Consider the following 25,174-nt stretch of genomic DNA (forward strand, 5'->3'; position numbering starts at 1 on the left):
CGCGAGGGGGGCGGATGGGGGCGGGCGACGGGAAGGGGTCCCGGCGTCCGCGGAGTCGCACAAGGCGTACAAGGCGTACAAGGCGTACAAGGCATACGAAACACCGGCACAGCGCCGTGCCGGACGGGGAGAGGCGTATGAGGCAGGGGATGAGGCAGGGCCGGCACGGGACACCGCACGGCGGCCGTCCGCCGGGTGTCCGGCCCGTGGAGCGCACCGCCGCGCCCCCGGCCCTGCGGCCGGGCCAGCGCTTATGCCTCCGTGGGCGTTCGGCGCACGCGGTCACCGGGACGACACTCCTGCTGCTGGCCGTCGGTGCCGCGCCGGCGTTCGCCGCGCCGGCCGCGTCCGACGAGCGGGACGTCCAGCTGGTGTACTGCCTCGACCGCGACCATCGCCCGGACCTCGTCGACGCCGCCGTGCGCCTGCGGGTGCTCCGGCCCGACAGCGTGGCGGGGCTGGACAGGGTGAGGCCCGCGGGGGCCGGCGGGCGCATGACGCTGGAGCGGTGGGCCGAGCGCCGCGAGAAGGACTTCGAGCGGGCCTGTTCCGCGCTGATGGCCGCCGCGTCCGAAGCCCCGGTCGCGGCCGCGAAGGACAGCGGCGAGGAGAGCTGGTTCACGACGTTCCTGAAAGGGCTGCCCCTGCTGGCCGCCGGCGCGCTGCTCACTCTCGGGGGCCAGTTCTCCGAACGCCACTCGGCCGAACGGCGGCTTCTCAAACAGCAGTTGGGCGCGGACGAGAGCGCGTACCGGACGGCGGTGCGGGAGTATCTGGCCGGTTACGAGCACGATCCGCGGACGGACCACTCGGCGGTGCGCGCCACGCGCGAGGCGCTGGCCGGCACGCTTTCCCGGGTGCCGGGCCCGTCGACCCGGCGTGAGGCGGCGAGGCTGGTGGCCGATGGGCTGCCCCTGGCCCAGCCGCTGCCGGACGCACGCGACGGCTATCTCCTCGACACGGACGCCCGCACCGAGGACGCGGAGCGGGAGCGGGTGTCCGTGGAGCGCCACCTTCGCTCCATATCCGAGCTCAACCGCACCTCCCTGCATTGGAGTTGGCTCACCTTGCGCACCCGGATCGCCCGCCGTACCGCGCCGGGAGCGGCCGTATGATCGAGCCGACCGGGGACAACCCGCCCGAGGACGACCCGCCCGAGGACAACCCGTACGGCGTGTACGTGCCGGGCAGCAAGGACCACATCCAGTGGATGCCGGTCACTCCGAAGGACGACCACCCGCTCGTGCCCTGGGCGGAGGAGAGCCACGCTCATCAGTGGGTGGACGTAGACCACACCTGGGACCAGCTGACCGAGTTCGAGCGGTGCCTGACGCAGTTGCCCGAGCTGATCCTGCCGGACGTGGACCGGGGGCATCTCGTCGTGGTGACCGGACCCGTCGGTATGGGCAAGACCACCCTCATCCACCGGTGCATCCACCGGGCGCACGAGTACCTCGAGGCTCTCGCGCGGCATTCCGCGCAGCAGCGCTCCCCCCGCCGTCCGCCGCGCCCGATCGTGGCGATGACCGGCGGATACGTCAATCACGGGGGCGAGGTCAGCTGGGACGACGAGGGCGACTTCGCCGAGACCCCGGGCATCAACGCCGCCATCCGGGACAAGATCGTCGACACCCTGCGCCGGCAGTTCCCCCAGGTGCCGCTCGACCCGGACCTCACCGGTGACAACATCCCCAGAGCGTTCAACGGGATCAGCACGCTGCTCAAAGAGCAGAACAGCCTGCTGTTCGTCATCGTCCCGCACATCGACTGGCGAAACCCCGGTGGCGATGTGCGCTCAAAGTTCCTGAAGACGTGTCTGAAACATGCGCAGAGCCGGATCGTACTGTTCGTCGAAATCAGTCACCAGAATCCGCGGACGGCAGGAGAGGTGGTCAAGGACCTCCTTCCGCACCCGGCGGTCACCCATCTCACGCTCAGCCCGCTCGCCCTGGAGGACACCGTGAAGTTCACCGACGCCGCTCACCCCGGCAGCCCCGGCGGCCCCGGCCCCGCCGCTCCACCGCCCGCCCCACTGCGGCAGGTCCCTCGGGATCCGGGGCAGGACCAGGATCCCTGGAGCCGCTTCGACGTACGGCAGCTGCGCAAGGAGTGCTTCGCGATCGCCGAGCGGCAAAGACGAGCAGGACGCCCCGTGCGGGTCACCGCCGCCGAGCTCGTCGCGCCCACCCTGAACCCGGCGAACCTGGGGCGCACCACCTCCACCTCCGGCCGGCCGCGCCGCGGGTCCTCTCCCCCGCAGGGTTCCTAGCCAGGTCCCGCGCCTGTACGCACGTATCGTCCCCGTGCCTCGACGCACACATCTCCGCACCCGCCCGCCGCTCGGAAGCCGACAACCGGACACACGAGGAGTGCCATCATGGCCCCAGACCGTGGTGACATCTGGCACGAGAACCCCTTCCCGCTGAGCCCGGTCGTGCGCCTCGGCCCGTCCTCCGATCTCGGGGACCCGACGGTCCAGGGGGCCGACTCGGGCAACGCCCATATCCGCACGCCGCTGGTCGCGGATCTCGAGGCCCTGGTCACCGACTACTTCGATCCGCCCGCGGCGGGAGGCCGGCGCGGCCGGGCCATCGCCCTGGTGGGCGAGTTCGGCCTCGGCAAGAGCCACGCCCTGCGCAGGACGTACCAGACGGTGCACGCCGAGCACACCGACGCGGCGGTGTGGATCGTGGACGAACCGGCGCAGGACATGGGGCGGCTCTACCGCGACCGCCTGCGCGGTCCCGGCGACACCCCTCAGGGGCGTCAGGCCTTCGAAGAGCTGGTCAGGGACTACTACGCGTACGTGACGGCCGGCTGGGTCGGTGCCCAGGACGACGACCCGCGCCGGAGCACGCTCCAGGAGATCGCGGCCGGCCTGCGCGACCGCACCCTCGACCCGGACAAAGTGGTGTCGGCGCTGCGCTACGACCCCGAGGTGATCCACGCCGATCTGCGCGGCACGCTGGGCGAGGTCACCGAGCACCGCAGGTTCTCCACCGCGCTCGCGCTGCTGCTGGAACCGCCGTTCAAACGGATGGTGTGGAAGTGGCTGAGCGGCGAGGAACCCGCGGAGCCGCTGCGCGAGCGCGGCATCACCGAGGCGATCGGCCCGTCCGGCGGCCCCCAGGACACCGCCGCCGGCATCGACCGGGTCTTCGACGCCCTGGCGGTGCAGGGCTTCCTGCACGGCCGGGTCGGCAACCCGTACGTCCTGCTCCTCGACTCCCTGGAGAAGGTGCTCGACTGGCCGGAGGAGAACCGCGGCACCTTCATGGACGCCTTCGAACGCCTCGTCAACATCTATACGAGCCACGGTGGCCTGCTGGTTTTCTGTGTGTCGCCCGACGGACTGCGGGCGCTGCGGACGAGCGTGCACGAACGGCTGGTGCAGCTGTGGGCCACGGGTCTCGACGAGGATCGCACCGAGGCGCTGGTGGCCCGGTACCTCGCCCCCGGCGGCGAGGCGGCCGACCCGGCGCGGCCGACGGCCCCGTTCGACGAGGACGCGCTGCGGCTGCTGCACGAACTCACCGAGGGCGTGCCCCGCGTGGTGCTCAAGACCTGCCGGCATGCCTGGCAGCTCAGCGAGGACCACGCGGGCCGGGTGAGCCGGGTGCCCGGCGCGACGGTACTGACGGCGGTTCGGGAACTGCACGAGCGGGTGTCGTACCAGAAGGTCCGGGGCGACGTGCACGAGGCGCTGGATCTGGGGCAGTGGCGCATCGCCTCGCGCGATCCGGTGCAGGCCCGGATGTCGCGCTCGCCGGGCGGCAAGGAGGAGGTCGTGTACTGGCTCTCGCCCGCGCCGAACGCGTACCTCGCGGTGATCTACGCCCGTTCCGTCCTCCTGGCCGACGACGCCGAGCGGATCGCCGCCTATGTGCAGGGGCTGCGCGCCGCGTTGCCCCCGGGACGGTTCGAGGCGCTGCTGGTGGTCAACGGGCTGGTGTCGCACGCGATGCAGGACCGGCTGGGGCGGTCCATCGGCTCACGGCCGCTGGTGTACCGGCAGGGCGACTTCGCGCAGAGCGTGCACGCGGCGCTGCTGCAGCTGGAGCGGCGCCTCGTGGACGGGCAGCGGCAAGAAGGCCTCGCGGAGCTGGGCGAGCGGATGCGCCGCGACCTGGAGCAGCAGACGGTCCACCTCGACGAGGTGCGCCGGACCCTCGCGGCGCTGACGGTCGAGCCGGGCACGGCGCCGCCGACCCCCACGGTACGGACCACTGTCCCGGCCGCCGAACCGGATCCGGACGCGGAGGAGCTGCCCGGCGCGGTGCGGCGCCGGTTCCGCGACGCCCTGGCGATGCTGGAGACGGTGACCCGGCGGGTGGCCGGCCGTACCACGGCCGGGCGCGCCGTGGCGACGTCGGCGGACCTCAGCGTCCTCGGCTGCGCCACGCTGGTGCGGGCACTGACGGAGGAGTTCCGGGGTTCCGTCGCGGCCTGGGCCAGTACCGCTGTGCCCGGGCGGCCGACCGAGCACCAGCTGGGCGAACTGCGCCGGATCTGCCGGGACTACGAGTGCTCGGTGGAGGTGCTGCCGGTGCACCTGCTCGGCAGTGCCGGCCACCGGCACCCGTTGACGCCGGCGCGCACGGTGGAGGTCCTCGCGGAGGAGGTGTGGGAAACGCTCAGCGCGGCGGCGGTACCGTGACGCCGGCCACGGCCTGCCCGAGGCCCTGCAGCCGCCGCTCGGCGTTGTCGACCTGGCGCTGGTCGAGGGTGACGCCGAGGAGGAACGCACGGGGCGAGGTCCACAGCACGTACACGGCACCCTCCTGCACGTCGAGGACAAGCCGGTCGACGGGGGCGTGCCCGGCGTCGGCCGGGGCGACGAGGCCCAGCGCGTCGGTGAGACGGACCAGGTGTCCGCGCAGGCTGCGGGAGAGGTCGCGGTAGGCGGTCCGCCGGGTGCGCACACTGACGTCGATGAACCGCGGGCCGAGCTCGTGGGCGTCGAAGACGTCGCCGACGCAGACCAGGGTCCAGTCGCGGTAGTAGCCGGCGTACTGCAGGTCCGTGGTGTTGACGTGGGTCCGCCACAGGTCCCGCAGCCGTTGCTCGTACAAGGTGTCCGGTACGGCCGCCGTACCGAAGTCGACCTGCGGGCCCTCGCTTGTGGTCGCGCCCGTCTGGAGATAGGGCTTCACCCCGGGGTCGCCGCCGGGCTTCTCGTCGGGCAGCGAGTGCACCTCGGCGCGGACCCGGGTGACGAGGCGGTTCATGGCGGCGTCCATCGCGGGCACGCCGTCGGGGACGTCGGTCACCGCGGCCAGGAACTCGCCGGGCCGGGCACGTCCGCCCCACAGACCGCCGCGCGGGTTGGCGAGGACCGTGCGCATCAGCTCGCCGGTTCCCAGCGGACGCAGGACCGCGCCGAGGTCCTGCGCGCACAGCAGCAGCCGGCTGCCGGGCAGCGACTCGTTCTGGACCTCGTCGCCGACCTCGGTGACGAGGCTGCTGAGCGGGGCCCGGGAGGGACGGAAGACGGCGAAGTCGAGGATGCCGTTGCTGTAGTGGGCCAGGGAGCGTATGGCGGGTGTCTCGGCGACGGCTTCCTCGCACAGCGCGGTTATCAGGCCGTGCCGCTTGGCGGTCCAGTGGGACTCTTTCAGCGTGTCGGTGAGATGAGGTACGGGGGCTGCCACGTGTGCTCGCCTTTCAGTGAGTGACTGCGGGGCTGCGGTGCGGTCGGCCGATGCCGCGGGCGCTCTACAACTCGGGCAGCTCCAGGTCGATGTCGTAGCCCGAGGGCGGTGTGGGGCGGGAGGTGTCGGTGCCGGTGAGCCGCTCGTGGTGGGCGTCGACCCGGCGTCCGTCCGGCCGGTGCCCGACGCCCAGGTCCCGCAGCCGGGTCAGGGCGGTGTGGGCGAGTTCGGCCGCCTCGTCGGTACGGCCCGCCTCGGCGACGGTCGCGGCGAGGGAGTTCTCCGCGGCGGCGACCCAGGGGTGGGCGTGGCCCAGCTTGTGGGTCAGGAGGTTGGCCGCGCTGCGGCCAACCTCTTCCGCCAGCCGTACCTCGCCCGTCGCCCGCAGATAGACCCCGTGCCGCACCTGGCACACACCGGTGTACGGATGCCCCGCGCCGAGCCGCCGTGCGAGGGTGTCCCCGCACTGCCGCGCCTGCTGTTCGGCCTCGTCGGCCTTGCCGAGGGCATGCAGGTCGGCGGCGTAACTGAGCTGGCAGCGCAGGGTGTCGAAGCGGTCGGGGCCGAAGCGGCTCACGTACATGCTCAGCGCTCGCCGGTCGCGCTCATGGGCGAGTTCGTAGCCGTACCGGGGGTCCTTGACGGCGGGGAAACCGTCGGCGAGGCGGCGTTCGCTGACAGCGAGGCCGACCTCCGTCTTCAGACGGGCGACGTCCCAGGTTTCGCCGTACCGGCGCAGCCGCTGGCGCAGCAGGTCGCGGGCCTCGCCGTCGCGTCCGGCGGCACGGTAGAGGTAGGCGAGCAGGTCGGCGGCGTTCCAGGCCACCACGTCGTCCGTGCCGCCGACGGCCTGCCGGTAGCGGAAGCGCTCCTGAAGCCGGGTCAGGGCGCCGCCGACGCGGCCGGTCAGGGCCTCGGTGAGGGCGAGGTTGTGCTCGACCTGGATCGTGGCCGGGTGTTTCCAGCCGAGCAGCAGCGTGAGTTGCTCCAGCGCGGGCCGGAGCTCCAGCAGGGCGTCCTCGAACCGGCCGAGCGTGCGCAGGGTGGCGGCGTAGGAGTCGGCGGACAGCAGAGTGCGCGGGTGCGTGATGCCGAGCAGCCTGCGATGGCCGCGCAGCGCGTCCTGGGCGAGCCGGCGTGAGCGGTCGTAGTCGCCGCGCAGACGGTGGGCGCGGGCCGTGAGGTTGAGCAGGCGCAGATACTCGGGAGACTGCTCGTCGCCGTCGACCCGCCACTCCTGTTCGGCCCGGCCGGCGATGTCGAGGAGGCGGTCGAGGTCGGCGGCCTCGGCACGCTGGCTGAGCGCGTTGAGATGCCGCAGCAGAGAGCGGCGGACCCGGGGGCGGGTGTCCTCCCACAGGCGCAGCGAGTACACCTCGCGGGCCCAGTCGGCGGGCAGGTCCTGGTGTTCCTGCGGGGCGTACTCGGCGAGGATTCCCCGCAGCACCGACTCGATGTGCCGCCGCTCGTCGGGCTCCAGGCCGGCCCGGATCAGGTCGCGCAGTCCGTGGTGCTGGGCGAGCGGCTGTTCCTTGCGGTCGAAGTCGACGTCGAGGAGGCCGACCCGGGCGAGGGCCCACAGGGCGACGCTGACCATGTGCTCGTCGGGCAGCTGGACGTCGTCGGGGTGGCGTTGGGCATCGCCGGGCGGCTGGTCGGCCGCGTCGTCGTCGCGGGCCAGCTCCGACAGGATGCGGCGCGAGCGCAGCAGTTCCAGGCCCATGCCCCGGCCGGTCAGCAGGGACGCGGCGCCCAGCAGCCAGCCGAGCGCGTCGTGTTCGGGGCTCTCCGCACGCCATGCGGCAGCGCCCGGGGTGGCCTGCACGACACGCCTGGCGACCTGGACCATCACGGCGACGGGCGACACCGCCTCGGTGTGGCGCAGGAGTTCGGTCTTGCCGCCGCGGTACTCGGCGAGCAGGTCCCCCACGGCGGCGCGGAGGGCGGCGTCCGGGTTGAGGTGGTCGTCGCGGCGGTGGACGGCGGTCCGCTCGGCGAGGCAGTGGGCGGCGATGTGCAGGGCGTGCGGGACGAAGTCGACGACGTTGCCGATCTGCCCGGCCTGCAGTTCGGTGATCTCCGGGGCCCATTCGTCGAGCAGTGCGCGGCCCTCCTCGGGGGTCATCGGAGGGATCGCGAGGGGCGTCAGCTGCGGCGACCGTGCCCCGGGGACGGCAGGGGGCCCCGCCGAAGTCTCCTCGTGCGGAGGGACACGGCTGGTGATCAGGACGTGCCCGTGCTCGTGGGGCACGGGCAGCAGGCCGCGCAGTTCGGCCGGATCCGGTACGCCGTCGTAGACGATCAGCCAGCTGCCCGTGTCGTCGTCGGGGCGCGACAGGCGGGTCAGCAGGCGGGAGAGTCCGTCGTCGTCGGGGGTGCCGAGGCGTTCCTCCGGGATGCCGAGACGCCCGGCGAGCCGGGCGAGTCCTCGCTCGACCCGCTCGCGCTCCCAGGCCCGCACCCACCACACGACGTCGTATCCGGCTCCGTAGCGGTGGCACAGCTCGTGAGCGGCCTCGCTCTTGCCCCAGCCGCTGGGGCCGTGCAGCACCAGGCAGGCGCCGTCGCGCCCGGCAGCGAGCAGTTGCTCGTCGAGCGTGGCGAGGAGCGCGTCGCGGTCGATGAAATCGCTGTTGCGCGAGGCGACGTTGGTGGTCTCGGGCAGGCGCGGGAACCGGGCTCCCGCGCCCGCGTCGCCGGGCTCCACGGCGCCGAGGCCCAGGCCCGTGTACAGCAGCCGCAGCGCCTCGTCCTCGGTGGTGCCGCGCAGGTCGATCCGCTCATGGTGCGCGGCCTCGGTGTGCGGGAACGGCTCGTCGACCAGGACGATGCGCACGTCGGTGTGGGAGAGCGCGCCGATCTGGGTGAGCAGGGTGTCGTCGGCGTCGTCGGGCGACAGGAAGAGCAACGCCGCGCCGCGGCCGGGGCGTTCGCCCGCGTACATGTCCGCTCTGCGCAGTTCGGTGCGGACGCTTTTCGCGGCCAGCCGGTCGCGCAGCCAGGCGGCCCAGGGGGCGTGACGCATGGAGTGGACGACGGTGACATCGGTAAGACGTGCCGTGCGGCGGGTGCGCAGCCAGTCGGCGAGCCGCTCGTAGTAGGGGCGCAGACCGGTCACGGTTCCGGCGTCCTCGGCCTCGACGGCGAGGCTGCGGCTGTCCTGGTACATGGGGTTGTACGGAATCTCGAGCAGGGGGATGTCGGATCCGCCGAGCGTCTGGGCGAGCGGAGCGAACTTGCGGCGCACCCGTTCGCGCGCCTGGCGCAGCCGGTCGTGGACGCCGATGTCGCTCTTGAGGCCGAGGGTGAGCAGCCGTACGGGCCGGCCCGTGCGGCTCAGCGTCATGTCCTCCGCGAGGGCGGCGGCCCCGTCGATGGACCAGGCGGTCATCGCGAAGGTGATGACGAGCGCGTCGGCGTACGCGGCCGTCGAGACCTGTTCCGCCGTCTCGGGGCCGTCCGGTACCGGGGCCTCGATCAGGACGTGGTCGTACGCCGCGGCGACGGGGTCGGCGGCGAGCGCGGCCAGCGCCTGCACGTCGGGGGCGGCCGCGGTGCGCACCTGGCCGGGTTCGGGCCGGGGCGGTGCGCTCGCGCCGTGAGCGCCGGAGCGGCCGTCCACGAGGAGGACGCTGCGGTTGGCCTCGGCGAGGATGTCCGCGACATTACGCAGAGTGGTGCTCAGGCCGAGGTTCTCCGAGGTCGCGAGGAAGAAGACGAACGGGCCTGGGGCATCAAGTGGGTTGGCGTCTGGCATGACCTCTCCGCTCGGCGCGGCACAGCAGGGAAGGACGGGACGACGGGTAACGACAGGGACGAAGGGAGCCACCCGAGCCGCCACATAGATGGGCAAAACGGGCATCGAGGGGGCCAGTATAGGGCGCGGCCTGCGGCATCACGGCAGCTCGTACGTGTCCTGCGCTTCATGCGCTCTCTTGGTGCCCGGTGACGAACAGGTCACCTTCGGCGCAGCCGTCGTGCACCCGGCGCAGCAGCGCGCCGAGCACGGAGTCGGGCAGGGCGGCGACCTGTTCGGGTGACAGGGCCGCGATGTCGAGGACGACGGATTCGACATCGGGCGACGGGCCATCACCCCCTCCCCCGCGCTCCTCGTCAAGGACGGCGTCCTCGGCAACTGCCATGGTGTCCACTCCAAGGGGTCTCGGCGTCTCATGGACCGCCGTGCGGTTCCGTGCGGCGGCATCCCGGGAAGACACAACGGACATGCCTCCTGAGCGTAGCGCCGCCATACCCCCATAGGGCAGTCGTCGGCGGATGTCCCTTGGTGTCCAACTGCCGTTCGAATGCCCTTCGTTGTCTCATTCGTGATGTTGACGCTGGACTTATGGCGAACAAATACTGGTCGAACAGAGTGCGCCACCGGCCCCGCAGGGCGAGGTCCCTGGCGTACGCCTTCGGGGGGAAGTGGATGAGTCGACCGCCACTGCGCCATGCCGAGCCGCCCTGGCCGAGGGCCTCCGACGTGCGGGCACGACAGGCAGCGGGCTGGGTGCCGTACCCGTTCCACTCCTTCGTCCTGAAAGTCCACAGCCGCTGCGACCTGGCCTGCGACTACTGCTACATGTACCGCTCGCACGACCAGAGTTGGCGCGCCCAGCCGCGCACGATGGCCCCTGAGACACTGGAGCGCACCGCCGGGCGGATCGCCGAACACCTGGCCGCACACGGGGTGGACGAGGCGGGCGTGGTCCTGCACGGGGGCGAGCCCCTGCTCATCGGCGACAGCGCACTCGCACGGACGGTCCGGGTGCTGCGCGCGGCCGTCGGCAGCGGAGTACGGCTGCATCTGGCCCTGCAGACCAACGGAACGCGTCTCACCGAGGAACGGCTCGACCTGTTGGGTGAGTTGGGCCTGCGCCTCGGAGTGAGCACCGATGGCGGGCGCGCCGCCCACGACCGGCACCGGCGCGGCGCGGACGGGCGCGGCAGTCACGCCCGGGTGGACGCGGCGCTGCGCCTCCTCGCGAGCGAGCGCTACCGCCATCTGTTAGGCACGCTGCTGTGCACGGTCGACCTGCGCAACGACCCGGTGCGCACCTACGAGGAACTCCTCGCCCACCACCCGTCGGCCATCGACTTCCTTCTCCCGCTGGGCAATTGGCACACCCCGCCGCCGGGCCTGGACCCGGGCGGGCGGCGCACCCCGTACGCCGACTGGCTGTGGGCGGTCTTCGAGCGCTGGTACGGGGCGCGGACCAGGGAGACCAGCGTGCGGCTCCTCGACAACCTGATGGTGCTTCTGCTCGGTGCCCGCCCGCAGACGGAGACGCTGGGCCTGGCCCCCGTGCGGTACGCGGTGGTGGAGACGGACGGTTCTCTCACCCAGGACGACACGCTGCGCACCGCGTACGACGGTGCCGCCGGCACCGGGCTCGACGTGTGGCGGCACTCCTTCGACGCGCTGCTGCGCCACCCCGGTGTCGCGGCGCGTCAGTGGGGCGCCGACGGGCTGTGCGCGCGGTGCAGGGCCTGCCCGTTGCACCAGGTGTGCGGCGGGGGCCACTACGCCACCCGCTACCGGCGCGACACCGGCTTCGCCAACCCGAGTGTGTACTGCGCCGATCTGACGGAGCTGATCGGACGCGTACGGCGACGGCTGAGCGCGGACCTGGCGCCCCCGGGCCGGAAGCCCGACCGGTGGCAGGACAACCGACCGACGCCTTCGGAGGTGGTATGACGCCGTTGCCGCATCGTATGCCGGGGGCGATGTTCGACGCGGTCGCAGCGGGATCGGGTGGGGCGCAGGCCCTGCGGCTGCTGGCCCGCTCCGAGCACAGCAGACGTCTGGCCGGCGCGTACGCCGTGACGGCCGCCGCGCGGGAGGCCGGGGGCACGGTGGCCGAGGAGGCCGAGAACGCATGGCGGCTGTTCACCGCCGCGGCGCGGGCGGCTCCCGGGGAGGCGGCGGCCGTCCTGACCCATCCGTCGGCGGGGCCGGCCCTGGTCGGTCTGCTCGCCCGCCTGACGCAGAGGGAGCCACAAGAGCCGCCGCCCGTGCGCTGGTTCACGGCGCTGGCCGCGGCGGCGGTCGTCCGCGCGGGCCTGCCGGAACGGGTGGAGTGGCCGGTGGACGGGCCGTCGGTGGCTCTGCCTTCGCTCGGCCGGGCCCGTTTCCCCGGCGCCGTTCCCGGTGACCGGGCCGAGGTGTGCGTCGAAGCAGCCGGCCGGGCCCGGATCACGGTGCCCGGAGCGTCCCCCGCCGACGGCCCTGTGACGGTGCCCGGACAGCCGTACCACAGCGAGGGCCGCTGGCAGGGCGCGCATCTGCTGACCACCCTGGCCGACGACGCCCCGCTCCTGCTGGACGTCCTGGACCAGCCGTGCTTTCCGAAAGCCTCGCGGTACCGCGCGGGCCTCGGCGCCGATGAGGTGAGCCGGTGGACCGCGGTGGCGCGCGAGGCCTGCCGGCTGCTGCGCGCGGACCACGAGGACCAGTACGCGGAGCTGGCGGCGGGACCGCGGCTGCTGGTACCGCTGACGAGTCCCGGCCGGGGGAACGTGAGCGGAAGCAGCGCGGAGACGTTCGGATGCATGGCGCTGTCCCTGCCGAGGTCGGCGACCGGGTTCGCGGTGACGATGGCGCACGAGATCCAGCACAACAAGTTCGCTGCGCTGCTGCACCTCTTCGACCTGTTCGAACCGGGCGGACGGGAGCGGTTCTACGCACCCTGGCGCCCCGACCCCCGGCCGCTGCTCGGGCTCTTCCACGGGGCATACGCGCACCTGGGCGTGGCCCGTTTCTGGGATCGCCGCCGCGAGACGGAGCCGGACCCGACGCTGCGTCACATCGCGCAGGTCCAGTTCGCCCGCTGGCGCCTGGGCGCCCGGGAGGCGACGCACGTGGTGCTGGCCTCCGGCCGCCTCACTCCCCTGGGCCACCGCTTCGCGGAGCGCATGCTGAACAGCCTGGACGCCCTGTGCCGCCTGCCGGTCCCCGCGAGGGCCGTGCACCGCGCCGAATCGACGGCCCGCGCACACCGCGCCGCGTGGCGGGACCGCAACGGCCGGGTCATGGGCGCCGGAGAGGCCGAACTCCAGCCTCTCCGGCGTTGACTCTCCAGCCTCTCCAGCCTCTCCGCCGTTGGCTCTCCGGCGTGGAAGGAGCGGGCGCGCCGCCGGGGGTTACTGGGCGGGTTCCACCCCGGCCCGCAGCAGACCGTACGTGTACGCGTCCTCCAGGGCCTGCCAGGACGCCGCGATCACGTTCTCCGCGACTCCCACCGTCGACCACTCCCCCGCCCCGTCGGACGTGGAGATGAGGACGCGGGTGGTGGACTGGGTGCCGTGTTTGCCCTCGAGGATGCGGACCTTGTAGTCGACGAGGTCCAGCTTGGCGAGCTGGGGGTAGATCTTCTCGAGGGCCACCCGCAGCGCGCGGTCCAGCGCGTTGACGGGACCGTTGCCCTCCGCCGTGGCGACGATGCGCTCGCCCTTGGCGAAGAGCTTGACCGTGGCCTCGTTGGCGTGGCTGCCGTCGGGGCGGTCCTCGACGATCGCCCGCCAGGACTCCACCTCGAAGTACTTGCGGACCCTGCCCTCCACCTCGGCCCGCAGCAGCAGCTCGAAGGACGCGTCCGCCGCCTCGTACGTGTAGCCCTTGAGCTCTCGCTCCTTCACTCGCTCCACGACCCGGCCGACCAGCTCGCGGTCGTCGCCGAGGTCGATGCCGAGTTCCTTGCCCTTCAGCTCGATCGACGCCCGGCCCGCCATGTCGGAGACGAGCATCCGCATGGTGTTGCCGACCTGCTCGGGGTCGATGTGCTGGTACAGGTCCGGGTCGACCTTGATCGCGGAGGCGTGCAGGCCCGCCTTGTGGGCGAAGGCGGAGACACCGACGTACGGCTCGTGGGTGGAGGGCGTGAGGTTCACGACCTCGGCGATCGCGTGCGAGATGCGCGTCATCTCGCTCAGCGCGCCCTCGGGGAGAACCTTCTTGCCGTACTTCAGCTCCAGGGCCGCCACGACCGGGAAGAGGTTCGAGTTGCCGACGCGCTCGCCGTAGCCGTTCGCCGTGCACTGGACGTGCGTCGCGCCCGCGTCCACCGCGGCCAGCGTGTTGGCGACCGCGCAGCCGGTGTCGTCCTGTGCGTGGATGCCGAGTCGGGCGCCCGTGTCGGCCAGGACCGTGGCGACGACCGCCTGGACCTGCGCCGGCAGCATGCCGCCGTTGGTGTCGCAGAGCACGACCACGTCGGCCCCCGCCTCCCAGGCGGCCCGCACGACCGACTTCGCGTACTGCGGGTTCGCCCGGTAGCCGTCGAAGAAGTGCTCGCAGTCGACGAACACCCGGCGGCCCTGGGAGCGGAGGTAGGAGACCGTGTCGCGGACCATCTCCAGGTTCTCGTCGAGCGTCGTACGCAGAGCCAGCTCGACATGCCGGTCGTGCGACTTCGCGACCAGGGTGATCACCGGAGCACCCGCGTCCAGGAGCGCCTTGACCTGCGGGTCCTCGGACGCCTTGGCGCCGGCCCGGCGGGTGGCACCGAAGGCCACCAGCTGCGCGTGCTTGAAGGCGATCTCCTGCTGGGCACGGGCGAAGAACTCGGTGTCCCGCGGGTTGGCGCCGGGCCAGCCGCCCTCGATGAAACCGACGCCGAAGTCGTCCAGGTGCCGTGCGATGGCCAGCTTGTCCGCGACAGTGAGGTTGATGCCCTCGCGCTGCGCACCGTCGCGCAGCGTCGTGTCGAAGACGTGGAAGGCGTCGTCGACGTGAGAAGGGCGGTGATTCTCGTCGGTTGCGTCTGTCATCTCTTGTGGCTCCTGTATCGGATTCGGTCTACCGGAAGGACCGGCTCCACCGTCCCCATGGTCCCTCGCGCTCCGGTCCCGGCTGTGGGTGGGCCAGGAAACAGAAAAACCCCTCGCGGGTGCGAGAGGTCTGCGCGCGGGTCGAGGACGACGGTGTCCGCCCGTACGTGGTCGTACGTGGCGGTCACTGCGGACCGGCGCGCCTGCTGCCAATAATCATGGCGAACGAGAGCACGGGGGCAGTCTGGCACAGACCGCCCCCGCGCTCACGGGTGTCTCAGGATGCGAGCACCTGACCGGTGGTCAGCGCAGGCGGCGCACGAAGATGTCGCGGGTGTCGTTGGTGTCGTCCGGCACCAGGTTGGTGGCCCACGACTCGAACGCCACGACCCGTCCGTCACGGTTCACCGCGGCGGTCGAGAAGCCCCGGTAGTCGCTCTCGCCGCCGTCCTTGGCGACGCTCACCCGCTGGTTGACGCCGGTGCGCAGGTCTCGGATGAAGAGCGGGCCACGGGCCGTGTCGCCCTTCACGAGGTCGGTCGCCTGGGAGTAGAAGACGACATGACGGCCGTCCTCGCTGATCACCGGATAGCCGGAGTCGGTGTCCGTCTGTTCGCCGCTTGCGTTGAGGGAGACCCGCTTGACGGTGCCCTTCCGCAGGTCGCGTACGAAGATGTCCGCCTTTTCGTTGGTGTCCCCGGGCACGAGATCGCTCGCGCGCGAGGTGAAGGCCGCGTACCGGCCATTGCCGCTGAACGTCGGCAGGCCGGCACCCTGGTTCGACTGGTCGAACCGTTCCGTGCGGCCGCTGCGGGTGTCGTGGATGAAGACGGCGGACTTCAGGCCCGGCTTGACCTGGGTCAGGTAGTACGCGATGCGGCTGCCGTCGGCACTCATGGTGTAGCCGCCGATGCTCCAGGAGATCCCGTCGTCGGAGGGCGGCTCCGTGACGCTGACCAGGCGGGTGGTGCCGTTCTCGCGGTCGCGCAGGTAGATGCCGGCCCACATGCCGTTGCCCGTGTCGCCGTTGTCCTCGAGGGAGGCGACGAACGCCACGTACCGGCCGTCGCGGCTGACCAGCGGGTCACCGTAGGCACCGGCGACGGGCTTGTCGTCGTCGGAGAGGCTCACCACCTCCGTGCGGTCCTTCACCCGGTCCCAGAGGAAGGCGCCGGAGTAGAAGGTGTGGTCCTCGAACGTGCCCGTGTCCGCCTTGAAGGTCACGTACCTGCCGTCGGCGCTGATGCGCGGAGCGTACGCGAGGAAGGTGTACTCACTGCCGTCGTCGCGCACACTGACCCGCTCGATGGTGTCGCGCCGCAGGTCGCGCAGGAAGACGTCGACACGTCCGTTGGTGTCCCCCGGCACCAGGTTGTCCGCGTCCGATTCGAACACGACGAAGCGGCCGTCGCCGCTGACCGACCCGCCGCGCGACTCCGCGGACGCCTGCGCACCGCTCGCGGAGACGCTGACCCGCTGGGTGTCCCCCTTCGGCGGCGCGGCAGCCGCCGACATCGCCGCCGATGCGACCATCGCCCCCGCGATCACCGCGACGGACGCCCCCCGCATGGTTCTTAACATGCTTTGCTTCCCCCTGTTTTCCCCGTGAATGCCTGTCCCCCGGCCCTGCGCCGAGAGCCCACATGATGCAAACGCACCACTGAGCACGGGTCAATCGGTCGAATTACGTACAACCTGGGCGAGGGTTCAAGTGTCCGGCCGGAACTCCACGACAGCGGAACTCCACGACAGCGGCGCTGTCGCGGAGTTCCGGGCACGGCGTCAGCCGAGGTTGTGCATCCAGCCGTGCTTGTCCTCGCTCACGCCGCGCTGGATGTCGAGGAGCGCCTCGCGCAGCTTCACGGTGACCTCGCCGGGCTCACCGCCACTCTGCTGCCACTCGCCCGCGTTGCACTTGACCGTGCCGACGGGTGTGATGACGGCGGCGGTGCCGCAGGCGAAGACCTCGGTGAGGGTGCCGTTCGCGGAGTCGGCCTGCCACTGGTCGATGGAGACGCGGGCCTCCTCGGACTCGTAGCCGAGGTCACGGGCGACCGAGAGGAGCGAGTCGCGGGTGATGCCCGCGAGCAGGGAGCCGGTGAGAGTGGGGGTGACGATCTTGTCGCCGTACACGAAGTACAGGTTCATGCCGCCCAGTTCCTCGACCCACTTGTGCTCGACGGCGTCGAGGTAGCAGACCTGGTCGCAGCCCTTCGCGGCGGCCTCGGCCTGCGCGAGCAGGGACGCGGCGTAGTTGCCGCCGGTCTTGGCGTCGCCCATACCGCCGGGGACCGCGCGAACGCGGTCCTCGGAGAGCCAGATGGAGACGGGCTTCACGCCGCCCGGGAAGTACGCGCCGGCCGGGGAGGCGATGACCATGAACAGGTACTCGTTCGCGGGCTTCACTCCCAGACCGACCTCGGTCGCGATCATGAACGGGCGCAGATAGAGGGACTCCTCACCGCCGTGCGCCGGCACCCACGCCTTGTCCTGCTGGACCAGCACGTCGCACGCCTCGATGAACGTCTCGACGGGCAGCTCCGGCATGGCGAGCCGGCGGGAGGACGCCTGGAAGCGGCGGGCGTTGGCGTCGGGGCGGAACGTGGCGACCGAGCCGTCCGGCTGACGGTACGCCTTGAGGCCCTCGAAGATCTCCTGCGCGTAGTGCAGGACGTTGGTCGCCGGGTCGAGGGAGAGCGGCCCGTACGGCACGAGCTGGCCGTCGTGCCAGCCGCGGCCCTCGGTCCACCGGATCGTCACCATGTGGTCGGTGAAGTGGCGGCCGAACCCGGGATTGGCGAGGATCGCCTCCCGCTCCGCGTCGGAGAGCGGATGTGCCGAGGGCTTGAGCTCGATCGTGGGCGTCGTCATGAGTGGTTGTCCTTCACCGTGTGTATGTGACGGGCCGCGCTCACGCCGGCACTGCGAGTGGCCAGTGCTAGGACGTCCGAGCATTCCCTCATTCGGCGGCTCCGCGTTCGATTATCGCCCGAGCGGAGCACGGCAGAAAACGGTGTGAATGCGGCCCAGGGCTTGATGGTGACACCCGGCGACGCACAGGAAAAGCCGCCGGGTGCGGAAGCGACCCGGCGGCTTGAGTGAAAACCGGCGGGTCAGCCGGATACTCGGGCGGCGAGCGCGTCGCCGATTTCGTCAGTCGTACGGGGCGTGGCGCCGCGCTCCGCGAGGTCGGCGGAGACGGCGTCCTCGATGCGGCCGGCCTCGGAGTCGTAGCCGAGGTGACGCAGCAGGAGGGCGACGGACAGGACGGTGGCGGAGGGGTCGGCCTTGCCCTGGCCCGCGATGTCGGGCGCCGAGCCGTGCACCGGCTCGAACATCGACGGGAACTCGCCGCTCGGGTTGATGTTGCCGGAGGCGGCGACGCCGATGCCGCCGGAGACGGCCGCGGCGAGGTCGGTGATGATGTCGCCGAAGAGGTTGTCGGTGACGATCACGTCGAAGCGCTCGGGCTGCGTGACGAGGTAGATCGTCGCCGCGTCCACGTGCATGTACTCGGTGGTGACCTCGGGGAACTCCGCGGCCACCTTGTTGAAGATGTTCGTCCACAGGTGACCCGCGAAGGTCAGCACGTTGTTCTTGTGGATCAGCGCCAGCTTCTTGCGCGGGCGGGCCTGGGCGCGGGCGAACGCGTCCCGGACGACCCGCTCGACACCGAACGCCGTGTTGACGGACACCTCGGTGGCGACCTCGTGGGGGGTGCCCTTGCGGATCGTTCCGCCGTTGCCGGTGTAGGGGCCCTCGGTGCCCTCACGGACCACGACGAAGTCGATCTCGGGCTGTCCCGCGAGCGGAGTGGCGACACCCGGAAGGAGCTTCGACGGACGCAGGTTGACGTGGTGGTCGAAGGCGAAGCGGAGCTTCAGCAGGAAGCCGCGCTCCAGGACGCCGGACGGGACCGAGGGGTCGCCGATCGCGCCGAGCAGGATCGCGTCGTGCTTCTTGAGGGCGTCCAGGTCGGCGTCGGTGAGCGTCTCACCGGTGGCGTGGTAACGCCTGGCGCCGAAGTCGAACTCCTTGGTCTCCAGCTTCACATCCTGCGGAAGGACGGCGGAGAGCACCTTCAGCCCCTGGGCCACGACCTCCTGGCCGATGCCGTCACCGGGGATCACTGCGAGATTGATGCTGCGAGACATGTCGGCACCCTACTCCCCGTCCCAGGGGATGACACGGTCCGTCCGCGATGTGGACGCCACGTTGCCGCTGCGGCGCAAATCCGTTGGCCTGTGTTCACCCTTACGACTGGCGGCTGTTGAGGTTCACTGGGAACTTCATCGACATGGAGACACCCGACTTCGGCATCCCCGAGCAGCTCGCGCGCCGTATGACCATGGCGGAACAGCACGAATACCTGCGCACGAAGCTGTCCCGGCGCCGGACACTGGTGACCGCGGGCGCGGTGGCCGGCGGGCTGCTGACCGGCTGCTCGGGGTCGGGCACGGCGACTGACAGGCGGTCGTCCGCACCCGCCACGACGGCCACCGATCGGGTGAACGGTTCGGTCGTCGCCCCCTTCGGCCGCCATCTCGCCTTCGGCGCCGACCCGAAGACGCAGATGCGGATTTCCTGGCAGGTGCCGCTCGCGGTCAAGAAGCCGTACGCCCGGGTGGGGCTGCGGCCCGAGGACCTGAGCCGGAAGGTCGATGCCGAGATCCGTGACCTCCACACCCCGTCGCTCCAAGGGATCCGGCCGGCCTTCGAGCAGTACTACGTGCACGCGGCGCTGGACGGCCTGAAGCCCGACACGACGTACTACTACGGCGTCGGCCACGACGACTTCGATCCGGCCTCGCCGCGGCACCGGTCCACCATCGGCTCCTTCCGTACCGCACCCGCGAACCCGGAGCGGTTCGTGTTCACCGCCTTCGGCGACCAGGGTGTCGGCAAGGACGCGCTCACCAACGACCATGTGCTGCTGCGTCAGAATCCCGCCTTCCACCTCCACGCGGGCGACATCTGCTACGCGGAGACGACCGGCCACGGCGAGAAGTCGGACTCCTACGACCCCGGGTTCTGGGACCTGTTCCTCAAGCAGAACGAGGTGGTCGCGAAGTCGGTGCCGTGGATGGTGACCACCGGGAACCACGACATGGAGGCGTGGTACTCGCCGGACGGGTACGGCGGCCAGGTGGCCCGCTGGTCCCTCCCGGACAGCGGCTTCGACCCGCACAAGGCACCGGGCGTCTATTCGTTCACGTATGGCAATGTCGGCATCGTGGCGCTGGACGCGAACGACGTTTCGTACGAGATCCCAGCCAACTTGGGCTATACGGACGGGAAGCAGACGAAATGGCTGGAGAAGCGGCTCGGTGAGCTGCGGGCGGAGAAGTCTGTGGACTTCATCGTTGTCTTCTTCCACCACTGCGCGTACTCGACATCGCGCCACGCGTCCGACGGCGGTGTCCGCGCCGAGTGGCTGCCGCTGTTCGCCAAACACCAGGTGGATCTGGTGATCAACGGGCACAACCACGCGTACGAGCGGACCGACGCCATCAAGAACGGCCAGGTCGGCAAGCCGGTACCGATCGGCGCGTCGACGAATCCCACGCGGGACGGGATCGTGTACGTCACCGCCGGCGGGGGCGGCAAGGAGCTCTACTCCTTCCCCGCGAGCGTCAAGGACAGCTACGAGGGGCACGTCGACGACCGCGACTCTGTCGAGTCCTTCCACTGGACCAAGTCGAAGAACCAGCGGGAGGAGACGGTGGAGTGGTCACGGGTGCGGTACACCGGCTTCTCGTTCCTCTCGGTGGAGGCGGTAGGCGGTGCGGCTCCGCGACTGAAGGTGTCGGCGCTCGCACAGAACGGCAAGCGCATCGACCACTTCGAGGTGCGGCGCGGCCGATGAGCGGCCGCGCCCGGCTCGGCGGGTGCAGGAGGGGGGCGGGCGGGCCCGGGCTCAGTGGCCCGTCGCGCCGCCGTTGTCCCTGCGGTCGAGGGCGCGCTGCAGGGCAGCGGCGGCGTTCTTGCGGTCGGACTCGCTCGTACGGGACACGCGACGGACTCGGCGGACGGTCGTCTCGGCCATGGGGGATCGACTCCTTCTTCACAGCAGGGAGTGCGGACGGGTTACGAGACGCCGGATGGGGCGGGGAGCGGCGCCGCAGGGGTTGCCTGCCTAGGGCTCCGGCTCACGACCGCCATTCGCTTGGTCGAGCGAGACGTTCGGCTCCTACAAAGCTAAGCGAGGACGGGGCGCCTGTCTCCACAATTACTTGGGCTTCCTACTATCTGAGACGGTGCACCAGGTCACACCGCTCTGACCTGCGGTAATAGCCTGCGCGCTCAGAGCACGTCGCCGTCGCGCCAGTCGAAAATCAGGTCATAAAGGGGGTCCAGAGTGCCTGTTGAGGCTGGGCGGACGAAAGTGGCGCCTTCCTCTTCCGGGAGGCGCACGATCCCGTCGGGACCGAGGACGTGGACCCGGCCCGGCCAGCGCTGCCAGCCGCGCGCCGCATAAAGGCCCCCGCCCTCGTCCGTTGCGGAGAGCGCGCCGAGTGCGTACGCCCCGTCGATCACCCGTTCAAGAGCGGCCATCACCCGGCCGCCGAGTCCCCGGCGCCGGCTGTCGGCGCGGACGGCGACGCCCTCGACGTAACCGGTGCGCAGGGAACGGCCGTGATGCAGAACGCGGCGCTGGATCACCGCGCCGTGCGCGACGAGACCGGTGTCGTCGTGGACGAGGGCATGGATGCCGCCGAGGGTGTGGTCCCAGTCCTGGTCGCTGAAGTCCCCCTCGAACGCATCGTCCAAGAGGCCGCGGACGGCGCGGAGTTCGGCGGGAGCGAGATCCGCCGTATGGGCGGTGCGCAGACGGATGGACATCGGCCCAGTATTCCCCGCGGCCTTCCCCGGGGCATGCGCCGCTGCCGGGGTGGCAGGGAATCCGGGCCCGCCGAACTCCCCACTCCCCACCTACTCGGCAGCCGCTGAACACTTACTGAACCGTTCATCAGCAATCCGATGTCTGATGCTGCCAGACTTCTTGACACCCCTCAAGAGCCCCTCCACCCTCACAGTCATCGGATGTCTGCGACAGGAGGGGTTCCACATGGCGGTCCAACCCCGGGCCCGCACCATCGTGTCAATGCTCTGCTCGGCACTTCTCGCCACCACCGCGGCGACGCTTCCCGCCCACGCCGAGTCACCCGCGGCCCCCGCATCCTGGGAGGTACGCGGCCCGAACGGCTCCCCCACAGCCGTGGTCGCCCTCGACCCGGCCGACGGCACCCCGACCCTCGCCGTCAGACGCGGCGACCGCACGGTCCTGGAACCGTCACCACTCGGCCTCGTCACCGAACAGGCCGACTTCTCCAAGGACTTGACCTTCACCGGCCGCACCGACCGCGCGATCAGCGAGCGCTACACCGTTCCCACCGGCAAGTCCCACGAGCGGCTGGTCCGGATGACCGAGTCGCGCTTCCGCTTCCGTACGGCCGACGGCGACCGGCTCGACCTGCTGACCCGCGTCGCCCCGGACGGCGTCGCGTATCGCTACGTCCTGCCGGACGATCACGGCGACGTCGTACGCGAGGCCTCCGCCTTCACCCTTCCCACCACCGCCGAGCCCGTCATCAGCGCCTACCGCAAGGACAACGAACTCCCCTTCGTCCGCTACCAGTCGGCGGCCGCGGTACCGGCCGGCACATACTCGATGCAGGCCCTCTTCAAGACGGACGGCGGCTACGCCCTGGTCGCCGAGTCGGACCTGAACGGCAGCTACGCCGGCTCCCACCTCACGCACGCGGCCGACTCGCCGACGTTCGGCGTGAGTCCGTGGAACGACGAGCCGATCCAGGTGTCCGGTTCCCTCAGCACCCCCTGGCGCGCGGTGATCACCGGTGATCTGGCGACCGTCACCGAGTCGACGTTCACCGACGACCTCGCCCCCAAGTCCCGTGTCCGCGACACCTCCTGGGTCAAGCCGGGCCCGGCGCTGTGGACCTGGCTCGCGGGCGGCAAGGAGGCGGGGCAGAGCCTTCAGGCCCAGAAGAAGTACGTCGACTACGCGGCGGACCGCGGCTGGCCGTACGAAGTCGTCGACGCGGGCTGGTACTACAAGCCCGGCGAGTGGGACGTCATCGACCCCGACTGGCAGACGAACAGCTGGATGCCCGAGCTCGTGCGCTACGGCAAGGAACGCGGCGTCGACATCCAGGTCTGGCTCCACTACACCCTGCTCACCGACCCCGTCGAACGCGAGAAGTGGCTGTCCACACTGGAGCGTTGGGGCGTCAAGGGCGTCAAGATCGACTTCATGGACTCGGAGTCGCAGGAGCGGATGCGCTGGTACGACGACGCACTGGAGGACACCGCCAAGCACCACCTCATGGTCAACTTCCATGGCTCGACGATCCCCAAGGGCATCCAGCGGACCTGGCCGCATGTCATGACGATGGAGGGCGTCGGCGGCGAGGAGAAGCGGAACAACACGGCGGTGCAGCTGGCCGCGCTGCCCTTCACCCGCAACGTCATCGGCTCCATGGACTTCACCCCGGGCGCCTTCCACCGCCCGTACCGCCCCAACGTCCAGTCGGACGCGGGTGAGTTGGGCCTGACCGTCCTCTACGAGTCCGGCATCCAGAACCTCGCCGGCACTCCGGAGTCGTACGACGCCCGCCCCGAGGCCCGCCGCTACCTGGAGCAACTCCCCACCGGCTGGGAGGAGACCCGCCTGCTCACCGGCGACCCGGGCCGCTCCGCGGTGCTCGCCCGCAAAGCGCCCGACGGCCGCTGGTTCATCGGCGGCACGTTCGCCGGGGCGGCCCAGGACGTGGACGTACCGATGCGTCTCGGCGCGGGCAAGTGGCTCGTCGAGACCGTGACCGACGGCCCGTCGGGCCTGGTCCGCGCGCCGCACGTGGTCCGCGGCGGCGACACCCTCACCGTGCCGGTGGTGGCGGACGGCGGCTTCGCCGCGCTCGCCTGCCGCTGGTACGCGGGCCGCACGAGCTGCGACCGCTGAACAAGAGCAACGCGGCAGCCCCCGCTCCGGGATTCCGGAGCGGGGGCTGCTGTTCGGCCGGGGGGAGGGTGACCGACGGACGTCAGCCCATGTGCGGGTACGGGTAGTCGGTCGGCGGGACCAGGGTCTCCTTGATCGCGCGGGTCAGGGTCCAGCGCTGCAGGTTCTGGGGCGCGCCGGCCTTGTCGCAGGTGCCGGAGTTGCGGCCGCCGCCGAAGGGCTGCTGGCCGACGACGGCGCCGGTGGACTTGTCGTTGATGTAGAAGTTGCCCGCGGCGTAGCGCAGTTTCTCCGCCGTGTACGCGGCGGCCGCGCGGTCGTTCGCGATGACCGCGCCCGTCAGCGCGTAGTCGGACACCGACTCCATCTGGGTCAGCGTCTCCTCGTACTTCTCGTCGTCGTAGACGTGCACGGCGAGGAACGGGCCGAAGTACTCCGTCGTGAAGACCTCGTTGGCCGGGTCGGAGCACTCGACGACGGTCGGGCGGACGAAGTAGCCCACGGAGTCGTCGTACGTGCCGCCCGCGACGATCGTGCAGCTCGGGTCCCCGGCGGCACGGTCGATCGCCGCCTTGTTCTTCGCGAAGGCGCGCTCGTCGATCACGGCGCCGACGAAGTTCGACAGATCCGTGACGTCACCCATGGCGAGGCCCTCGACCTCGGCCGCGAACTCGTCCTTGAAGCCGGAGTTCCAGATGGACGCCGGGATGTACGCGCGGGAGGTCGCGGAGCACTTCTGGCCCTGGTACTCGAAGGCACCCCGGGTCAGCGCGGTCTTGAGGACCGCGCGGTCGGCGCTCGGGTGCGCGACGAGGAAGTCCTTGCCGCCGGTCTCACCGACCAGGCGCGGGTAGGTGCGGTACTTCTCGATGTTCTGGCCGACCGTCTTCCACAGGTGCTGGAAGGTCTTGGTGGAGCCGGTGAAGTGGATGCCCGCGAGGTCACGGTGGTTCAGGGCGACCTCGGAGACGGCCAGACCGTCGCCCGTCACCAGGTTGATGACGCCCTTGGGCAGGCCCGCCTCCTCCAGCAGCCGCATGAGCAGCACGGCGGCGTGGGTCTGCGTCGGGGACGGCTTCCACACCACGACGTTGCCCATGAGGGCGGGTGCGGTCGGCAGGTTGCCGGCGATCGCCGAGAAGTTGAACGGGGTGATCGCGTAGACGAAGCCCTCGAGCGGGCGGTGGTCGAGGCGGTTCCAGACGCCGGTGGAGTTGGCCGGCGGCTGCTCGGCGAGCAGGTCACGGGCGTACTTGACGTTGAAGCGCCAGAAGTCGATCAGCTCGCAGGGAGTGTCGATCTCGGCCTGCTGGGCGGTCTTCGACTGGCCGAGCATGGTGGAGGCGGCCAGCGTCTCGCGCCACGTCGTGGACAGCAGCTCGGCGGCGCGCAGGATGATCGCGGCACGGTCGTCGAAGGACATCGCACGCCAGGCCGGGGCGGCGGCGAGCGCGGCGTCGATCGCGTCCTGCGCGTCCTGCTCCGTGGCGTTCCCGTACGTACCGAGGCGGGCCTTGTGGTTGTGCGGCTGGACCACGTCGAAGCGGTCGCCGCCCCCCATGCGGTGCTCGCCGCCGATGGTACAAGGCAGGTCGATGGGGTTCTCGGACAGCTCCTTGAGCTTCGCCTCGAGGCGGGCGCGCTCGGGCGAGCCGGGGGCGTAGCCGTGCACCGGCTCGTTGACCGGGGCGGGGACCTGGGTCACAGCGTCCATGGGTCTCGGAACTCCTTCGTGGGCGAGAGGGCTCGGCCCTGGGTCGGTTCTTGGTGA

Annotated in this window: 17 protein-coding genes; 7 read left to right on the forward strand and 10 right to left on the reverse strand. The window is 71.1% G+C overall.

Annotated features, from left to right (window positions below):
* Positions 1-137 precede the first annotated feature (137 nt).
* The 3 genes from FE633_RS21505 to FE633_RS21515 all read left to right on the forward strand — a co-directional run bounded on the left by FE633_RS21505 (position 138) and on the right by FE633_RS21515 (position 4,657).
* Positions 138-1,115, forward strand: coding sequence for a hypothetical protein (locus tag FE633_RS21505; protein ID WP_138046786.1), 978 nt, complete (start codon positions 138-140; stop codon positions 1,113-1,115).
* Positions 1,112-2,269: a hypothetical protein gene (locus tag FE633_RS21510; RefSeq protein ID WP_138046787.1), complete on the forward strand. Its 1,158-nt coding sequence runs from the start codon at positions 1,112-1,114 to the stop codon at positions 2,267-2,269. The genes FE633_RS21505 and FE633_RS21510 overlap by 4 nt, the downstream gene beginning before the upstream one ends.
* A 108-nt stretch (positions 2,270-2,377) precedes the next feature.
* Positions 2,378-4,657 (forward strand): hypothetical protein, encoded by a 2,280-nt coding sequence (locus FE633_RS21515; RefSeq protein WP_138046788.1) that lies wholly within the window; start codon positions 2,378-2,380, stop codon positions 4,655-4,657.
* Here the strand turns inward: FE633_RS21515 and FE633_RS21520 are convergent.
* The 3 genes from FE633_RS21520 to fxsA form a co-directional block, all read right to left on the reverse strand.
* Positions 4,635-5,651, reverse strand: coding sequence for a hypothetical protein (locus tag FE633_RS21520; protein WP_138046789.1), 1,017 nt, complete (start codon positions 5,649-5,651; stop codon positions 4,635-4,637). The genes FE633_RS21515 and FE633_RS21520 overlap by 23 nt on opposite strands.
* A gap of 64 nt (positions 5,652-5,715) precedes the next feature.
* Entirely contained in the window at positions 5,716-9,408 is a 3,693-nt protein-coding gene (fxsT, locus tag FE633_RS21525; RefSeq protein WP_138046790.1) for an FxSxx-COOH system tetratricopeptide repeat protein, read from the reverse strand.
* A gap of 166 nt (positions 9,409-9,574) precedes the next feature.
* A complete protein-coding gene (gene fxsA, locus FE633_RS21530; protein WP_171060060.1) occupies positions 9,575-9,793 on the reverse strand; it encodes an FxSxx-COOH cyclophane-containing RiPP peptide in 219 nt (72 codons plus the stop codon).
* A gap of 287 nt (positions 9,794-10,080) precedes the next feature.
* Between fxsA and FE633_RS21535 the strand changes: the two genes are divergently transcribed.
* Together FE633_RS21535 and FE633_RS21540 are read left to right on the forward strand one after the other, a co-directional pair.
* Positions 10,081-11,349: an FxsB family cyclophane-forming radical SAM/SPASM peptide maturase gene (locus FE633_RS21535; RefSeq protein ID WP_138046792.1), complete on the forward strand. Its 1,269-nt coding sequence runs from the start codon at positions 10,081-10,083 to the stop codon at positions 11,347-11,349.
* Between the two features lie 29 nt (positions 11,350-11,378).
* The gene (locus tag FE633_RS21540) at positions 11,379-12,725 is read left to right on the forward strand and encodes an HEXXH motif domain-containing protein (protein WP_246113754.1); all 1,347 of its coding nucleotides are present in this window, start codon (positions 11,379-11,381) and stop codon (positions 12,723-12,725) included.
* A gap of 69 nt (positions 12,726-12,794) precedes the next feature.
* Here FE633_RS21540 and cimA read toward each other — a convergent pair whose 3' ends face one another.
* The 4 genes from cimA to FE633_RS21560 all read right to left on the reverse strand — a co-directional run bounded on the left by cimA (position 12,795) and on the right by FE633_RS21560 (position 18,574).
* On the reverse strand, positions 12,795-14,420 hold the full coding sequence (gene cimA, locus FE633_RS21545; RefSeq protein WP_138046794.1) for a citramalate synthase: 1,626 nt from the start codon (positions 14,418-14,420) through the stop codon (positions 12,795-12,797).
* 303 nt (positions 14,421-14,723) lie between these two features.
* The gene (locus tag FE633_RS21550; RefSeq protein ID WP_138046795.1) at positions 14,724-15,989 is read right to left on the reverse strand and encodes a TolB family protein; all 1,266 of its coding nucleotides are present in this window, start codon (positions 15,987-15,989) and stop codon (positions 14,724-14,726) included.
* A 213-nt stretch (positions 15,990-16,202) separates the two neighbouring features.
* Positions 16,203-17,291: a branched-chain amino acid aminotransferase gene (locus FE633_RS21555; RefSeq protein WP_138046796.1), complete on the reverse strand. Its 1,089-nt coding sequence runs from the start codon at positions 17,289-17,291 to the stop codon at positions 16,203-16,205.
* Between the two features lie 242 nt (positions 17,292-17,533).
* Positions 17,534-18,574 (reverse strand): 3-isopropylmalate dehydrogenase, encoded by a 1,041-nt coding sequence (locus FE633_RS21560; RefSeq protein ID WP_138046797.1) that lies wholly within the window; start codon positions 18,572-18,574, stop codon positions 17,534-17,536.
* A 143-nt stretch (positions 18,575-18,717) separates the two neighbouring features.
* On the opposite strand from FE633_RS21560, the gene FE633_RS21565 reads away from it, so the two are divergent.
* Positions 18,718-20,286: a purple acid phosphatase family protein gene (locus FE633_RS21565; RefSeq protein ID WP_138046798.1), complete on the forward strand. Its 1,569-nt coding sequence runs from the start codon at positions 18,718-18,720 to the stop codon at positions 20,284-20,286.
* A 51-nt stretch (positions 20,287-20,337) separates the two neighbouring features.
* Here FE633_RS21565 and FE633_RS49265 read toward each other — a convergent pair whose 3' ends face one another.
* Together FE633_RS49265 and FE633_RS21575 are read right to left on the reverse strand one after the other, a co-directional pair.
* Positions 20,338-20,466 (reverse strand): hypothetical protein, encoded by a 129-nt coding sequence (locus FE633_RS49265; RefSeq protein WP_119101091.1) that lies wholly within the window; start codon positions 20,464-20,466, stop codon positions 20,338-20,340.
* Positions 20,467-20,723: 257 nt separating this feature from the next.
* Positions 20,724-21,263, reverse strand: a complete 540-nt coding sequence (locus FE633_RS21575; protein ID WP_138046799.1) for a GNAT family N-acetyltransferase — start codon at positions 21,261-21,263, stop codon at positions 20,724-20,726.
* A gap of 226 nt (positions 21,264-21,489) precedes the next feature.
* On the opposite strand from FE633_RS21575, the gene FE633_RS21580 reads away from it, so the two are divergent.
* Complete coding sequence (locus tag FE633_RS21580) at positions 21,490-23,403, forward strand: glycoside hydrolase family 97 catalytic domain-containing protein (protein ID WP_138046800.1); 1,914 nt, start codon at positions 21,490-21,492, stop codon at positions 23,401-23,403.
* An 82-nt stretch (positions 23,404-23,485) separates the two neighbouring features.
* On the opposite strand, the gene pruA is transcribed toward FE633_RS21580, so the two are convergent.
* Positions 23,486-25,117, reverse strand: a complete 1,632-nt coding sequence (gene pruA, locus FE633_RS21585; RefSeq protein WP_138046801.1) for an L-glutamate gamma-semialdehyde dehydrogenase — start codon at positions 25,115-25,117, stop codon at positions 23,486-23,488.
* Positions 25,118-25,174 lie beyond the last annotated feature (57 nt).

The sequence above is a fragment of the Streptomyces montanus genome, assembly GCF_005786655.1.
Lineage (GTDB): Bacteria > Actinomycetota > Actinomycetes > Streptomycetales > Streptomycetaceae > Streptomyces > Streptomyces sporangiiformans.

Coding starts and splice junctions, on each gene's coding strand:
- FE633_RS21505 (WP_138046786.1), top strand. CDS start 138: ATGAGGCAGGGGATGAGGCAGGGCCGGCACGGGACACCGCACGGCGGC.
- FE633_RS21510 (WP_138046787.1), top strand. CDS start 1,112: ATGATCGAGCCGACCGGGGACAACCCGCCCGAGGACGACCCGCCCGAG.
- FE633_RS21515 (WP_138046788.1), top strand. CDS start 2,378: ATGGCCCCAGACCGTGGTGACATCTGGCACGAGAACCCCTTCCCGCTG.
- fxsT (WP_138046790.1), bottom strand. CDS start 9,408: ATGCCAGACGCCAACCCACTTGATGCCCCAGGCCCGTTCGTCTTCTTC.
- fxsA (WP_171060060.1), bottom strand. CDS start 9,793: ATGGCAGTTGCCGAGGACGCCGTCCTTGACGAGGAGCGCGGGGGAGGG.
- FE633_RS21535 (WP_138046792.1), top strand. CDS start 10,081: ATGAGTCGACCGCCACTGCGCCATGCCGAGCCGCCCTGGCCGAGGGCC.
- FE633_RS21540 (WP_246113754.1), top strand. CDS start 11,379: ATGTTCGACGCGGTCGCAGCGGGATCGGGTGGGGCGCAGGCCCTGCGG.
- cimA (WP_138046794.1), bottom strand. CDS start 14,420: ATGACAGACGCAACCGACGAGAATCACCGCCCTTCTCACGTCGACGAC.
- FE633_RS21550 (WP_138046795.1), bottom strand. CDS start 15,989: ATGCGGGGGGCGTCCGTCGCGGTGATCGCGGGGGCGATGGTCGCATCG.
- FE633_RS21555 (WP_138046796.1), bottom strand. CDS start 17,291: ATGACGACGCCCACGATCGAGCTCAAGCCCTCGGCACATCCGCTCTCC.
- FE633_RS21560 (WP_138046797.1), bottom strand. CDS start 18,574: ATGTCTCGCAGCATCAATCTCGCAGTGATCCCCGGTGACGGCATCGGC.
- FE633_RS21565 (WP_138046798.1), top strand. CDS start 18,718: ATGGAGACACCCGACTTCGGCATCCCCGAGCAGCTCGCGCGCCGTATG.
- FE633_RS49265 (WP_119101091.1), bottom strand. CDS start 20,466: ATGGCCGAGACGACCGTCCGCCGAGTCCGTCGCGTGTCCCGTACGAGC.
- FE633_RS21575 (WP_138046799.1), bottom strand. CDS start 21,263: ATGTCCATCCGTCTGCGCACCGCCCATACGGCGGATCTCGCTCCCGCC.
- FE633_RS21580 (WP_138046800.1), top strand. CDS start 21,490: ATGGCGGTCCAACCCCGGGCCCGCACCATCGTGTCAATGCTCTGCTCG.
- pruA (WP_138046801.1), bottom strand. CDS start 25,117: ATGGACGCTGTGACCCAGGTCCCCGCCCCGGTCAACGAGCCGGTGCAC.